The following is a 14,343-nucleotide window of genomic DNA, read 5'->3' as shown; positions in this document are numbered from 1 at the left end:
GCACTTAGAGGCAGACCCATGACCCAGGAAATCGGCGGCTTCGCCGCTCTTGAACTTCATCCCAATATTGTCGCTGCAGTAGTCGCTACCGGCTATGAAGAGCCTTCGGCCATTCAGCAGCAGTCGATCCCGATCATCCTCGCCGGTCACGATATGATTGGTCAGGCGCAAACCGGTACCGGTAAGACCGCCGCGTTCGCCCTGCCTATCCTGCACCGCATTGATCCGTCCAAGCGCGAGCCGCAAGCTCTGATCCTGGCCCCAACCCGTGAGTTGGCGCTGCAAGTTGCAACCGCTTTCGAAACCTACGCCAAGCAAATGCCGGGCGTAACTGTTGTGGCTGTCTACGGCGGCGCGCCGATGGGCCCACAACTGAAAGCAATCCGTAATGGCGCACAGATCGTTGTCGCCACTCCGGGCCGTCTGTGCGACCACCTGCGTCGCGACGAAAAAGTCCTGGCTACCGTGAACCACCTGGTTCTCGACGAAGCCGACGAAATGCTGAAACTGGGCTTCATGGATGACCTGGAAGTCATCTTCAAGGCCATGCCGGAAACCCGTCAGACCGTACTGTTCTCGGCCACCTTGCCGCAGTCGATCCGTGCGATCGCCGAGCGTCACCTGAAGGACCCGAAACACGTCAAGATCCAGAGCAAGACTCAGACCGTCACCGCGATCGAACAGGCTCACCTGTTGGTTCACGCTGACCAGAAGACTTCTGCTGTTCTCAGCCTGCTGGAAGTGGAAGATTTCGACGCCCTGATCATGTTCGTGCGCACCAAGCAAGCGACCCTGGACCTGGCCAGTGCCCTGGAAGCCAAAGGCTACAAGGCCGCTGCGCTGAACGGCGACATCGCCCAGAACCAGCGTGAGCGTGTGATCGACTCCCTCAAGGATGGCCGCCTGGACATCGTTGTGGCGACCGACGTTGCCGCCCGTGGCCTGGACGTACCGCGCATCACCCACGTATTCAACGTGGACATGCCGTACGACCCGGAATCCTACGTGCACCGTATCGGCCGTACCGGCCGTGCCGGTCGCGAAGGTCGTGCGCTGCTGCTGGTGACTCCACGTGAGCGCCGCATGCTGCAAGTGATCGAGCGTGTAACCGGTCAGAAGGTTGCCGAGGTTCGTCTGCCGGACGCTCAAGCCGTTCTCGACGCGCGCATCAAGAAGCTGACCAACAGCCTGTCGCCGCTGGTCGCTGACGCTGAATCGACCCACGGTGATCTGCTGGATCGCCTGACCGCCGATATCGGTTGCAGCCCGCGTGCCCTGGCCGCGGCCCTGCTGCGCAAGGCCACCAACGGTCAGGCGCTGAACCTGGCAGCGATCGAGAAGGAACGCCCACTGGTGCCGAACAGCGCGCCACGTGGCGACCGTCCTGAGCGTTCCGGCGATCGTCCTGATCGCGGCGAGCGTGAGCGTCGCGCACCGATGCCTCTGGCTGAAGGTCGTGCCCGTTGCCGTACCGCGCTGGGCGCGCGTGACGGTATCGCGGCCAAGAACCTACTGGGCGCCATCCTCAACGAAGGCGGCCTGGCCCGCGAAGCCATCGGTCGCATCCAGGTGCGTGACAGCTTCAGCCTGGTCGAGCTGCCGGAGGAAGGTCTGGAGCGTCTGCTGACCAAGCTGAAGGACACTCGCGTGGCCGGCAAGCAGTTGAAGCTGCGTCGCTATCGTGAAGACTGATCAGTACTGAGCTGATTGGTTGAACGAAAAAATCCCCGCCTGGTGCGGGGATTTTTTTTGCCTGGGGGTTGGATCAGTTGTCGCATCGTGATGCGCCAGGCCCGGCAAGGGCATCAACCGAAGCGATAGATATCCATGCCCAGCGCGCCCATGGTGAAGCCTTGATGGGCGATGCTGAATTCGCCACCGGCGCCTCTGGCGAAGTACAGCGGCAGCAGGTGTTCATCGCTGGGGTGGCTACGTACGGCATTCGGCGCCTGGCGACGGTAGTCATGCAACGCGGCTTCATCATTGGCGGCGAGTTTCTCGATTATCCAGTCGCGGAACGCCTTGGCCCACGGCTCGACGCTTTCCGGGCCGGCGTGCCAATCCAGTTCGCGCAGGTTGTGGGTAATACTGCCCGAGCCGATCAACAACACCCCCTGTTGCCGCAGGCTGGACAGGGCATGCCCGACCTGAGTCTGCAGGGCTGGTCCAAGGCGACTGGGCAGAGACACCTGGACCACCGGAATATCCGCCTGTGGGTACATCAGCGACAGCGGCACCCAGACCCCGTGGTCGAACGGGCGCTGGTCGTCGAGCTGCGCCGGCAGGCCATCGGCCCTGAGCAACTGCGCCACCTGTTCCGCCAGTTCAGGCTGGCCGGGGGCGGGGTATTGCACGGCGAACAGCGCGGCGGGAAAGCCGCCGAAGTCATGCCAGGTTTGCGGTTGCGGGTTGCTGCTGACCCGCAGGTCCTGGCTTTCCCAGTGGGCCGACACCACCACTATGGCCTTGGGGCGCGGTAGCTCGGCGGCCAGGCGGGCGAGGGCCGGGCCGCTGGCGCCGGGTTCCAGGGCGAGCATCGGTGATCCGTGGGAGATGAACAGGCTAGGGAGCATGAATAAGGTCCTGAGCGTTAAGATGCACCATCTTCAATCAGATCATTGATCTGAATCTAATATAAGTTTTTGTGGTTTTTGATCGAATTTCAGGGTGATTTATGCAGCCGGAGTTTTGGCACAAACGGTGGGAACAGAATCAGATCGGCTTCCATTTGTCCGAGGTTAATCCTTACCTGCAACGCTACTGGCCCCAGTTGGAGCTGGCGTCGGGTTCGCGGGTACTGGTGCCGCTGTGCGGCAAGAGCCGGGACCTGAGCTGGCTGGCCAGCCAGGGCCATCAGGTGCTGGGTATCGAGTTGTCGGAGAAGGCCATCCAGGACTTTTTCAGCGAACAGCAGGTGCAGCCGCAGGTTGAGCTTCGAGGTGGATTCAAAGTCTATGAGTACGGCCCGATCCAGCTCTGGTGCGGCGACTTTTTTGCCCTGCAGGCCACGGATGTCGCCGGCTGCCAGGCGTTGTACGACCGCGCGGCGTTGATCGCCTTGCCGCCGCAGATGCGTGAGCGGTATGCGGCGCATCTGCAGTCGGTCCTGCCTCAGGGCTGCCAGGGGCTGCTGATCACTCTGGATTACGACCAGGCGCTGATGGCGGGGCCGCCTTTCGCCGTGCTCGATGACGAGGTCAAGGTCTTGCTCGGTAAGCGCTGGCAGCTGCAGGTCGAGGAGGTGCGGGACATTCTTGGCGAGAGCTGGAAGTTTCTCCAGGGCGGCGTGACCCGCCTCGAAGAACGGGTCTATCGCTTGCTGGCGCGCTGAGCCCCGGCCTTTTTCCAGACCATGAAAAAGGGCGACTTGCGTCGCCCTTTTTTGTGTTTGCCAGCGTTATCAGCCGCGACGACGGCTCAGGGCGTCGATACGCTCTTCCAGTGGAGGGTGGCTCATGAACATGCGAGCCAGGCCTTGTTTGAGGCCACCGTTGATGCCGAAGGCATTCAAGGTGTCGGGCATGTGCACCGGCAGGCCCTGTTCCGAGCGCAGGCGTTGCAGGGCGCCGATCATTGCCGCGGTACCGGCCAGTTGCGCGCCGGCTTCGTCGGCACGGAATTCGCGCTTGCGCGAGAACCACATGACGATGGCGCTGGCCAGGATGCCCAGGACCAGTTCGGCGAAGATGGTCGCGATGTAGTAGGCGATGCCCTGACCTTCTTCGTTCTTGAAGATCACCTTGTCGACGAAGTTGCCGATGATGCGCGCGAAGAACATCACGAAGGTGTTCACCACGCCCTGGATCAGCGCCAGGGTGACCATGTCGCCGTTGGCCACGTGACCGATCTCGTGGGCCAGCACGGCTTTCACTTCATCGGGCGAGAAACGCTCGAGCAGGCCCTGGCTGACCGCAACCAGCGCGTCGTTCTTGTTCCAGCCGGTGGCGAAGGCGTTGGCCTCGTAGGCCGGGAAAATACCGACTTCGGGCATCTTGATCCCGGCTTCGCGGGACAGTTGCTCGACGGTTTGCAGCAGCCATTGCTCATGACGAGTACGAGGCTGGGTAATGATCTGGGTGCTGGTGCTCATTTTCGCCATCCACTTGGAGATGAACAGCGAGAACAGGGAACCGGCGAAACCAAAGACCGCACAGAAAACCAGCAGCTGATTGAGGTTGAGATCAACCCCATTGGCCGCCATGAACCCGTTGAAGCCGAAAAGGCTCAGGGTGATGCTGGCAATCAGCACGACCGCCAGGTTAGTGGCCAAGAACAGCAGGATGCGCATCATGGTTGTAGAAATCTCCTCATGCTAAAGATGTAGCGTTCCGCGGGGTATATAAGGTGCGGCACCGGCCTATTCAACCGGGTGACTATTTCAAACTGTGTCCTGCAGGCTGATTTTAGACGCTTGCATGAGCTTTCTGTCGCAGTTGGGCAGCCACCGGAAGCCGAGCCGCACTTCAGAGGCATGCAACCACTGGGCACAAGGCGCAAGGCAAAGATACAGAAGGGTAGGCGTAGCAGGGAGTACAGAAGTGTTGCTGAATTAATCGCAGTGCGACCGGGGCGGCCGCACTGCGTTGCAAGGCTTACTGGCGATACGACTTGAGGAAGCTGCCGATACGACCGATCGCCTGTTCCAGGTCATCGACCCGTGGCAGGGTCACGACGCGGAAGTGGTCCGGCCATGGCCAGTTGAAGGCGGTGCCCTGAACCACCAGCAGTTTCTCCGAGAGCAGCAGGTCCAGGACGAATTTCTCGTCGTTGTGGATCGGGCAGACTTTCGGGTCGATTTTCGGGAAGGCGTACAGCGCGCCCATGGGCTTGACGCAACTGACGCCGGGGATGTCGTTGAGCAGTTCCCAAGTGCGGTTGCGCTGTTCCAGCAAGCGGCCCGGTGGCAGCACCAGATCGTTGATGCTCTGATAGCCGCCCAGCGCCGTTTGAATGGCGTGCTGGCTCGGCACGTTGGCGCACAGGCGCATGTTGGCCAGCATGTCGATGCCTTCGATGTAGCTCTGGGCGTGGTGCTTGGGACCGGAAATGGCCACCCAGCCGGAACGGAAACCGGCCACCCGGTAGGACTTGGACAGGCCGTTGAAGGTCAGGCACAGCAGGTCCGGCGCCAGGGAGGCGGTGCAGACGTGCACGGCATCGTCGTAGAGGATCTTGTCGTAGATCTCGTCGGAGAACACCACCAGGTTGTGCTGGCGTGCCAGTTCGAGCATGTCCAGCAACACTGCCTTGGGGTACACCGCGCCGGTCGGGTTGTTCGGGTTGATGATCACCAGGGCCTTGGTGTTCGGAGTGATCTTGGCCTTGATGTCGGCGATGTCCGGCCACCAGTTGGCCTGCTCGTCGCACAGGTAGTGCACCGGGTTGCCGCCGGCCAGGCTTACGGCCGCGGTCCACAGCGGATAGTCCGGGGCCGGGACCAGCACTTCGTCACCGTTGTTGAGCAGGGCCTGCATGGCCATGACGATCAGTTCGGAAACGCCGTTGCCCAGGTAGATGTCTTCGATGCCGACGCCTTCCACCTGCTTTTGCTGGTAGTACTGCATGACGGCCTTGCGTGCGCTGAACAGGCCCTTGGAGTCGCTGTAGCCCTGTGCGGTCGGCAGGTTGCGGATCACGTCCTGGAGGATTTCGTCCGGCGCTTCGAAACCAAAAGGCGCCGGGTTGCCGATGTTCAGCTTGAGGATGCGATGGCCTTCCTCTTCCAGGCGTTTGGCGTGCTTGAGCACTGGGCCGCGAATGTCATAACAGACGTTGGCGAGCTTGTTCGATTTGCTGACCTGCATGGCGATGTGTTCCCGAAAATGAACGATCCAGACGGTGAGTGAGCTACCGTACTGGGAATCCTGCGTTTGCACACAGGCCTGAAGCCTGGGTTCGCGGCGGCAAAATCCGTTTGAACCCGTGTAACACGGCTGCCAGACTGGCGTCTAACGAGGCGCAATCATACGTGCCGCCCGATCCGTGGAAAAGATACAGATCGGGCTTTTTCAGTTGCAGAGGAAGGACCATGGAAAAGCTGGAAAAAACCCTTGAAGAATGGCGTGCCATGCTCGATCCGGAGCAGTACAACGTCTGTCGTCTCAAAGGCACCGAACGACCGTTCTCGGGCAAGTACAACGCCACCAAGACCGACGGTGTGTATCACTGCATCTGCTGCAATGCGCCGTTATTCGACTCCAGGGCCAAATTCGATTCCGGTTGCGGCTGGCCGAGCTTCTACGAGCCGATCGGCGAGAGCGCCATGGTCGAGATCCGTGACCTGAGCCACGGCATGATCCGTACCGAAGTGGTCTGCGCCAAATGCGATGCGCACCTGGGGCATGTGTTCCCGGACGGTCCGCCGCCGACCGGCCTGCGCTACTGCATCAACTCGGTGTGCCTGGACCTGGTTCCACGCTGACCGGAGCGAGCGGCCAAGGCGATTTTTCGGAATCGCTTTTCGATTTATTAAATTGCGCACAATTTAATTGAGTACTACTTTTATCGGACCTTTCATTTCTGGAGTCCGCACCATGAGTGACACATTGCTGAACATCCCGTGCACCACCATCAAGGGCGAGCAAAAGACCCTGGCCGACTTCGCCGGCAAGGCCGTGCTGGTGGTCAACACTGCGAGCAAGTGCGGTTTCACCCCGCAGTACAAGGGCCTGGAAGAACTGTGGCAGACCTACAAGGACCGGGGCCTGGTGGTGCTGGGCTTTCCCTGCAACCAGTTCGGCAAGCAGGAGCCGGGCAACGAAGGGGCCATTTCCGAGTTCTGCGAGCTGAACTACGGCGTCAGCTTTCCGCTGTTCAAGAAAATCGACGTCAATGGCGCCGAGGCGCATCCGCTGTTCGTGCAGTTGAAAAAACGCGCGCCGGGGGTATTGGGTTCCCAGGGCATCAAGTGGAACTTCACCAAGTTCCTGATCGGCAAGGACGGCGCGCTGGTCAAGCGTTTCGCCCCGGCCACCAAGCCTCAGGACCTGACCGGCGAGATCGAAGCCCTGCTCAAATGACCGACCTGTTCGCCGATTCGCTGAAACTCGACAGCCAGCTGTGCTTCAAGCTGTACGCCGCCTCGCGGGCCGTGGTGCGGGGCTACAAACCGATGCTCGACCAGTTGGGGCTGACCTACCCGCAGTACCTGGTGATGCTGGTGCTCTGGGAATGGCAGGCCACGCCCCCCGAGCTGCCGACGGTCAAGGCGCTGGGGGAACGCCTGGCGCTGGATTCCGGGACCCTGACGCCGTTGCTCAAGCGCCTTGAACAGCTGCAACTGGTGCAGCGCCAGCGATCGTCCCGCGACGAGCGCGAGGTGCACCTGAGCCTGAGCGCGGCCGGCCTGGCGCTGCGCGATCAGGTGCCGCCGCTCAAGGCGGCGCTGTTATGCGACAGCGGGGTCGACCTCGACAGCCTGAGCGAATTGCGCCATGGCCTGGACCGTCTGCTGGCCCAGGTCAAAGCGCTGTCGTAGTCGGCACCCAGAGGTCCAGCAGGGCAATCAGCTCTTCACGGCGGAAGGGCTTGGACAGGTAGTCGCTCATGCCCGCGGCCCGGCAGCGCTCGCGCTCTTCGGGCATGGCATTGGCGGTCAGGGCGACGATCGGCAGGTCCGGCCAGCGGCCGCTGCGGCGGATCTGCCGACTGGCCTCGTAGCCATCCATCACCGGCATGTTGCAGTCCATCAGCACCAGGTCGAAATGCTGGTGCTCCAGCACGTCCAGGGCCTCGGCACCCTGGGAGGCGACCGTCACCTCGCAGCCGAGCTTGCTCAACATACCTTTGGCCACCAGTTGGTTCACCGGGTTGTCCTCCACCAGCAGGATAAAGGCGCGGCGCAGGGGCGCCAGGGTTTCCAACTGGGTTTCATTGATCACCGCGGTTTCGGCCAGCAGGGCCCGGCGCAGGGTCTGATACAGGGCGTTGCGCGCCAATGGCCGCGCCTGTTGCTGCAACGGCGCCAGGGCGCTGGCTTCTTCGCTGGGCAGGAAACTGCCGTAGGCGGTGACCAGCAGAATCGGCGCGCTGATGCTCGGGCGCAGGCCGAACAGGCATTCCGGGCAGTCGGTGATCAACAGGTCCGGCTTCTGCCCGAGCAGTGACTCGTCGAGATCGCAGCGCCGATACTCCAGCCCCCAGAACGGCAACTGCACGCTCAACAGTTCGGCCAGGCCACTGCCTTCGGAGGTAATGGCCAGTACCTGGCCGTGCAGCGGCGGCGGTGGGCTGGCTGGCGTGTGGCAGGGCAGCGGCAGGTCGGCACAGAACTGGCTGCCGAAACCCACCTCCGAGCTGATGCTCAGGCGCCCCTGCATGGCTTCGCAGAGGTTGTAGGTCAGGGCCAGGCCCAGGCCGGTGCCGCCGTATTGCCGGGTGATCCCGGCACCGGCCTGGGTATAGGGCTGGAAGATCTTCACCTGGGCCTCGCGGGCGATCCCGATGCCGGTGTCGCAGACTTCGATCCTGACCCCGTCCTCGAACGTACGCAGGCGCACATCGACACGGCCGAAGCGGGTGAACTTGAGGGCGTTGGACAGCAGGTTGCTAACGATCTGCCGCACGCGCGTGGGGTCGCCGAGGACCAGGGCCGGAAACTCCGGCTCGATCAGGCAGGCCAGCTCGACGCTCGGCGCGGCGTTCTGCGACAGCAGGTTGGCGGTGTCTTCCACCAGTACCCCGAGGTCGAAGGGGATGCGCTCCAGCTCCAGCTGGCCGGCGTCGAACTTGGACATGTCGAGAATATCGTTGAGCAGCTCCACCAGCACTTTGCCGGAGTCGTGGGCGATCGACAGTTGCTGGCGTTGTTCGGCGTTCAGCGGGCTGTCCAGCGACAGGGCGATCATGCCCAGCAGGCCGTTGAGCGGCGTGCGGATTTCATGGCTCATGTTGGCCAGGAAGGCGGCACGCGCCTGGGCCATGTCGAGGGCGGTGCTACGGGCGACTTCCAGTTCTTCGTTGGACTGGCTCAGCCGGTCGTTGATCGCCTTGAGCTCGGTGGTGCGCGCCGAGACGATGTTTTCCAGCTGGCCGAGATAGTCGGTCAGGCGGTTTTCGGCATTGCGCCGTTGCTGGATCTCGGTGGCCATGTTGTCGAACTGCTGGTTGGCGACCTTGACCAGCACGCCGATCTCGTCCTGTTCGTGGCTGGGCGGGAAGTCCAGCCGGGTCTGGTCGGGGCTGCGCGGATCGCGCCCGCTGAGTTCGCGAATGACGCCGACCAGGGGTTTGGTCAGCATCACGTAGAACAGCGCCAGGAGCAGCCCGGTGAGGATCAGGCTGCGCACGAAACCGTTGATCAGGGTGATTTCCGCACGGCGCAGGAAGCGGCTGCCGAATGAGTAGGTGTCGACTTCCAGGTGCAGGACGCCGAGGGATTCCGAGGGCAGGTGATCGAGGTACAGGCGGTCCTGGAACTCGCGCTTGGCGCCGAACAGGAAGTCGCTGAGCATCCGGTAGGAGCTTTGCTGGGCCGGCCGGGTGACGTTGGCCAGCAAAGTGTCGTTGTTGTCGACCAGCCGGGCGCGGATGATCGCCGGCGAGCGCAGCAGGCCGAGCGTCAGCTCCTGGGCGAGCTCGGCGTCGATGTTGTAGGCGATACGCGAGGCCGGATTGTGGCTGATTTCCAGGAGTGCGTTGATTTCCCGGTTGATGGAGGCATCTTCACTGGCATAATCGATGCCGATTTGCAGCAGACTGAGCGCCGTCCCCAGGACAAAACCGACCAGCACAGTGAGCCTGGCTTGCTTGTAAGACAGGCGGTTGGTGAACTTGATGTCCATGGGGTGTTGAACCAATTTCCGTTTCCCTTCGCTGGGCAAGCATAGCTGATCATCAGTGTGTGCCGGCAGGGCCCGGCGCCGTTCGCCTGCGGTAGACCTGGCATGCGCAAGGTCGTTGCGTCTGCGTGCCACATCATTACTGGGAACCTGCCCGAGGAGAAGTCGTGGAATCTCGATTGAATGCTTTTCTTGAGCGCGCCGATGCGGTTCTGGCGCGTATCGAGCCGCTGTTGCCCGCGCCGCGACAAGCCATCGACTGGACCCAATGCCTGGCCGCGCGCTGGCAGCGTGAAGGCCGCAGCGGTTTTCTGCTGCCGCTGGACGTCAGCCTGGACATGCGCCTGTCCGACCTGATCGGGGTCGATAACCAGCGCGACCAGTTGGGGCGCAATACCCGGCAGTTTCTCGACGGCCTGCCGGCCAACCACGCCTTGCTGTGGGGCTCGCGCGGCACCGGTAAATCGTCGCTGGTCCGCGCGCTGCTGGCCGAGCATGCCCAGCACGGCCTGCGCCTGATCGAGATCGAGCGCGATCACCTGGCCGACCTGCCGCGGGTGGTGGAGCAACTGGTCAAGCTGCCGCAGCGTTTCGTGCTGTTCTGCGACGACCTGTCGTTCGAGTCGGGCGAGGGCGACTACCGGGTCCTCAAGAGCGTGCTCGACGGCTCGCTGGAGCAGGCCCCGGACAATGTGCTGCTGTACGCCACGTCCAACCGCCGGCACCTGGTTCCGGAGAAGGAAAGCGACAACGAGAACTGGAAGCGCGTCGATGGCGAGCTGCACCCGAGCGAAGCGGTGGAAGACAAGATTGCCTTGTCGGACCGTTTTGGCCTGTGGTTGTCGTTCTACCCCTTCACCCAGGAGCACTACCTGAACGTGGTCGAGCACTGGATCGGCGAGTTGGGACGCAAGGCGGGCCTGCAATGGCAGCGTGATGAAGCCCTGGACATCCTCGCCGTGCGCTGGGCCACCGGCCGTGGCAATCGCAATGGTCGCTGCGCGTATCAGTTCGCGCGCTACTGGGTAGGTTTGAAGTTGTTGGAGCAAAAAGCATGATCGATCTGCAGAACACCGGCAAAGGCCTGGACGGCTATGCCTTGCTGTGCGCCCAGCTGGAATCGTTGCTGGCCGACGAGCGCGATTTCATCGCCAACGCCGCGCAATTCTCGGCGTTTCTATTCAACCAGCTGGACGACTTGAACTGGGCCGGGTTCTACCTCAATCGCAACGAGGAACTGGTGCTCGGCCCGTTCCAGGGCCAGATCGCCTGTGTGCACATTCCCTTCGGTCGTGGTGTGTGCGGCGCGGCCGCGGCGAGCCTGCAGACCCAGCGGGTCGAGGATGTGCACGCGTTCCCCGGGCATATCGCCTGCGACAGCGCTTCCAACAGTGAGCTGGTGGTGCCCCTGGTCAAAGAAGGGCGGCTGATCGGCGTGCTGGACCTGGACAGCCCGAAAATCGCCCGCTTCACCCTCGAGGACCAGGCCGGCATCGAGCGTCTGGCGGCGATCTTCCTGCGCCTGACCGACTGCTGAGCCTCGTCAGACCCTGAGCCCGGCCTTGCCCAGCACGGCCTCGGGGTCTACCCCGTCGATCTGCTGCGGTTCCATGAAGCGGTCAGCGTACTTCTGGTAGATCCCGGTCTGGATGAACAGCTCGAACAGTTCCGGATCGATATGGGCAGTGCGGCACATGGTTGCCATGATGCCCAGCGCTTCGCTCAGGGTCTTGCCTTTCTTGTAGGGACGGTCCGCCGCCGTCAGGGCTTCGAAGATATCGGCGATCGCCATCATCCGCGCCGGCAGGCTCATCTGCTCCCGTTTCAGCTGCTTGGGATAACCGCTGCCATCCATTTTCTCGTGATGGCCGCCGGCGATCTCGGGAATGCTGCTCAAGTGGCTAGGGAAGGGCAGGTGGTTGAGCATCAGGATGGTCTGCACCATGTGATGGTTGATCACGTAGCGCTCTTCCCGGGTCAGCGTGCCTTTGCCAATGCTCAGGTTGTACAGCTCGCCACGGTTGTATTTGTAAGGCGGCACATCGAGCTTGAAGCCCCAGGGATTGTCCGCCGGGATCAGCTCGGCGGGGTTGCGTTCGATCAGTTGCTCGGGCTTGTCGGCCAGCAACTGTTCGGTGACCGGCAGGGTCGGCGCCGGTGTGCGTTGCTGGCGGTGGTTTTCTTCCCATGACACGCCCAGGCGGTCGTCCAGCGTCCGGCTCCAGGTGCGCTGGGCGATCCTCGCCAACCGTTGCAGATCGGCCTCGCCCATGGCTTCGGTGCCCAGGTTGCAATGGGCGATAAAGGCAAAGTCGTCGTCCAGTTCCACCAGGCTTGCATCGCGGGTCGCGGCCAGGGAAACCTCATCGCCACCCTGGGCGCGAGCCTGCCAGTAGTCGATCCAGGCATCGCGCTTGAGTACCTCGACGCGGGTGCGGATTTCATGGATACGGTCGTTCAGGGTTTCCAGCTTGGTGGCCTTGTCGACCACGTACTCGGGGGTGGTGATCTTGCCGCAGTCGTGCAACCAGGCGGCGATATGCAAGGCCTCCCACTCATCTTCGCTGGGCTGGTAGGCGCTGAACGCCGGCTGCTGGCTGGCCGCGGCGGCCTGGGCGAGCATTAGTGTCAGCGCCGGCACCCGCTGGCAATGCCCGCCGGTGTACGGGCTCTTGGCGTCGATCGCGCCGGCCAGCAGTTGGATGAAGGCGTCGAGCAATTGTCTTTGCCGGTTCTGCAGGCGCTGGCTGTCGATGCTGACCGCCGCGGCGCCGGAAACCGCCTGCAGGAACGCGACGCGGTCCGGGCCGAGTTTTTTCAGGTCGGCTTCCTGGCCGCTGTCGGCCAGCAGCAGCACAAGGATGCCGACGGTTTCGTTGTGGCGATTGTGCAGGCGGATACCGATCAGGTGCACGCTGGGGCAGTTCATCGCCAGCAACACGCCTTGCAGGTCGGCCGCCTGCTCGAACCCCAGGGTCGTGACCAGGCTCTCGCCGTTCGCCAGTTGCCGCAGCCATGCGGGGCTTGCCTCGTGCTGGATGTCCTGGCTGCGTACATCGAATGCCTGCAGGTCCTGGACAACATCGGCGATGATCAGGCCGTGGGGCTTGAGGTTCATGCCATCGTTTTCGCGCAGGTAGATCAGCCCGGCCTGGGCCTGGCCGATCTTCATGGTTTCAACCAGCACCCGTTGCAGCAGCGGGTCGAAGCGGGTTTCCGCGGAAAGGCTGGCGGTGATCTCGAAAAAGCTGGCCAGGGTGTCCTTCATGCGGGCCATCGACACGCTCAACTGGTCGATTTCCAGCACGGGCGAGCGGCGCGTCAGCGGGTAATCGAAATCGAAGCTGCGGATGGCATCGGCTTCCTGCACCAGGGCGCGCAGCGGCCTGACCAGAACGCGCGAGGTCAGCCAGCCGAGCGGCAGGCACAACAGCAGAATGCCCAAGGTGATGAGTGCGCCTTGCCAGCGCAGGCGATAGGCGTCCGTCAGCAACTCGTCCTCGGGCACCAGCAGCGCCAGCTGCAACCCACCGGGTCCACCTTCCTGCAGGTGCCGGCGGGCAACTATCCATTGGCGATCCCCGAGCCGCAGGCGGTTGCCCTGGGCCTTGCCTTGCAGCAACGCGTCGAGAGCCGGGTTCAGGTCGTTGGCGCGGATCAGCCGGGCGCTCTGTTCTTCGACGATCAGGCGACGGCTGTCCGGGTAGGCCACGGCATCGCCGTGGCCATCCACCAGGGCGATTTCGGTGCTGGGCGTGACCCGATGCTTGGCCAGGGTCGCTGAGAGTTGTTCCAGGGTCAGGTCGGCCCCGATCACCGCCTGGTTGCCGCTGCGGCGGGCGAGGGTGGTGCCGACGTTGCGGGTCGAGAAAAAGACGTAGGGCTCGGTGGTGATCTGATCGGTGTTGTCCTTGGCGCCCGCAAACCAGTTGCGGGCGCTCGGGTCGTAGGATTCCTGGGGGTTGTCGCGGCGGCTGACGGGGTCGAGGCTGGCGTCGTAGAACAGCGACTGCGAATGCAGTTGCCCGGTGTGGCGGTCTCGCTCGATGCTCCAGACTTCATAGGCCGCGGCTTCAGGGGCCTGGCGAGCTTGTTTCAAAGCCTGGGTGCGCAAGGGCCGGACCATGAAAAAATCCCCATCGGCATAACCCACATAGAGTGAGGCCAGGTCGGGGTTGTCCTTGAGCGATTGGCTGAAAGGCCCAAGCAGCGCCAGGCGTTGCTCGAGGTCGCCGGTCTGGATGGCCGGGTTGCCCACCAGCAGGCTGAGCAGATGGCGAATCGGTTCGTAGGTCGCTTTCAGGTCCAGTTGCACGTCCTGTTCGATGCGCTGGAACAGTTTTTCACTGCTGGAAAGGATGATGCGGGTGGTCTGCTGGTAATTGAAAAAGCCCAGCACCACGCCGGTCAGCAGAAGCAGACAGGTGAACATCACGCTGATATGCACATGGAGAGGAAATCGGCGTTTATCGAACGACAGCGTGCTTGGCATTGCAGCTCTCTCCAGGGGGCGCGTGATGCGCAACTCAACGTTTGAGCATAGTTAAGGCAGGTGCATTGCGCT

12 protein-coding genes are annotated in these 14,343 nt (G+C 62.6%); 7 read left to right on the top strand and 5 right to left on the bottom strand.

Going from position 1 to position 14,343, the window contains the following annotated elements:
• Positions 1 to 18: 18 nt before the first annotated feature.
• Positions 19 to 1,692 (top strand): DEAD/DEAH box helicase, encoded by a 1,674-nt coding sequence (locus AC07PQ_RS26005; RefSeq protein WP_007931434.1) that lies wholly within the window; start codon positions 19 to 21, stop codon positions 1,690 to 1,692.
• A gap of 113 nt (positions 1,693 to 1,805) precedes the next feature.
• Here the strand turns inward: AC07PQ_RS26005 and AC07PQ_RS26000 are convergent, their stop codons facing one another.
• Complete coding sequence (locus AC07PQ_RS26000) at positions 1,806 to 2,573, bottom strand: DODA-type extradiol aromatic ring-opening family dioxygenase (RefSeq protein WP_007931435.1); 768 nt, start codon at positions 2,571 to 2,573, stop codon at positions 1,806 to 1,808.
• A 101-nt stretch (positions 2,574 to 2,674) separates the two neighbouring features.
• On the opposite strand from AC07PQ_RS26000, the gene AC07PQ_RS25995 reads away from it, so the two are divergent.
• Positions 2,675 to 3,331, top strand: a complete 657-nt coding sequence (locus AC07PQ_RS25995; protein WP_493186424.1) for a thiopurine S-methyltransferase — start codon at positions 2,675 to 2,677, stop codon at positions 3,329 to 3,331.
• 69 nt (positions 3,332 to 3,400) lie between these two features.
• On the opposite strand, the gene htpX is transcribed toward AC07PQ_RS25995, so the two are convergent.
• Both htpX and AC07PQ_RS25985 read right to left on the bottom strand, forming a co-directional pair.
• Positions 3,401 to 4,291 carry a protease HtpX gene (htpX, locus tag AC07PQ_RS25990; RefSeq protein ID WP_007931437.1) on the bottom strand — a complete coding sequence of 297 codons (891 nt, stop codon included), beginning with the start codon at positions 4,289 to 4,291 and terminating at the stop codon, positions 3,401 to 3,403.
• A gap of 301 nt (positions 4,292 to 4,592) precedes the next feature.
• On the bottom strand, positions 4,593 to 5,804 hold the full coding sequence (locus AC07PQ_RS25985; RefSeq protein ID WP_007931438.1) for a pyridoxal phosphate-dependent aminotransferase: 1,212 nt from the start codon (positions 5,802 to 5,804) through the stop codon (positions 4,593 to 4,595).
• 224 nt (positions 5,805 to 6,028) lie between these two features.
• Here AC07PQ_RS25985 and msrB point away from each other — a divergent pair, with 224 nt between their 5' ends.
• From msrB to AC07PQ_RS25970, 3 genes are all read left to right on the top strand, one after another.
• Positions 6,029 to 6,421, top strand: coding sequence for a peptide-methionine (R)-S-oxide reductase MsrB (gene msrB / locus AC07PQ_RS25980; protein WP_007931439.1), 393 nt, complete (start codon positions 6,029 to 6,031; stop codon positions 6,419 to 6,421).
• 112 nt (positions 6,422 to 6,533) lie between these two features.
• Positions 6,534 to 7,019 carry a glutathione peroxidase gene (locus tag AC07PQ_RS25975; protein ID WP_007931440.1) on the top strand — a complete coding sequence of 162 codons (486 nt, stop codon included), beginning with the start codon at positions 6,534 to 6,536 and terminating at the stop codon, positions 7,017 to 7,019.
• Complete coding sequence (locus tag AC07PQ_RS25970; RefSeq protein WP_007931441.1) at positions 7,016 to 7,477, top strand: MarR family winged helix-turn-helix transcriptional regulator; 462 nt, start codon at positions 7,016 to 7,018, stop codon at positions 7,475 to 7,477. The genes AC07PQ_RS25975 and AC07PQ_RS25970 overlap by 4 nt, the downstream gene beginning before the upstream one ends.
• Here the strand turns inward: AC07PQ_RS25970 and AC07PQ_RS25965 are convergent.
• Positions 7,461 to 9,782 carry a hybrid sensor histidine kinase/response regulator gene (locus tag AC07PQ_RS25965; RefSeq protein WP_007931442.1) on the bottom strand — a complete coding sequence of 774 codons (2,322 nt, stop codon included), beginning with the start codon at positions 9,780 to 9,782 and terminating at the stop codon, positions 7,461 to 7,463. The two genes, AC07PQ_RS25970 and AC07PQ_RS25965, sit on opposite strands and share 17 nt — an antisense overlap.
• 164 nt (positions 9,783 to 9,946) lie before the next feature.
• On the opposite strand from AC07PQ_RS25965, the gene AC07PQ_RS25960 reads away from it, so the two are divergent.
• Together AC07PQ_RS25960 and AC07PQ_RS25955 are read left to right on the top strand one after the other, a co-directional pair.
• Positions 9,947 to 10,837: an ATP-binding protein gene (locus tag AC07PQ_RS25960; protein ID WP_007931443.1), complete on the top strand. Its 891-nt coding sequence runs from the start codon at positions 9,947 to 9,949 to the stop codon at positions 10,835 to 10,837.
• Positions 10,834 to 11,316 carry a GAF domain-containing protein gene (locus AC07PQ_RS25955; protein ID WP_493186425.1) on the top strand — a complete coding sequence of 161 codons (483 nt, stop codon included), beginning with the start codon at positions 10,834 to 10,836 and terminating at the stop codon, positions 11,314 to 11,316. Before AC07PQ_RS25960 ends, AC07PQ_RS25955 begins: the two co-directional genes overlap by 4 nt.
• Before the next feature lie 6 nt (positions 11,317 to 11,322).
• Here AC07PQ_RS25955 and AC07PQ_RS25950 read toward each other — a convergent pair whose 3' ends face one another.
• The gene (locus AC07PQ_RS25950; protein WP_493186426.1) at positions 11,323 to 14,271 is read right to left on the bottom strand and encodes an HD domain-containing phosphohydrolase; all 2,949 of its coding nucleotides are present in this window, start codon (positions 14,269 to 14,271) and stop codon (positions 11,323 to 11,325) included.
• Between the last annotated feature and the right edge of the window lie 72 nt (positions 14,272 to 14,343).

It is taken from the genome of Pseudomonas sp. GW821-FHT09E12 (assembly GCF_059416085.1).
Note: the sequence above shows the minus strand (reverse complement) of the source record. Positions and strands in the feature narration are given on the sequence as shown.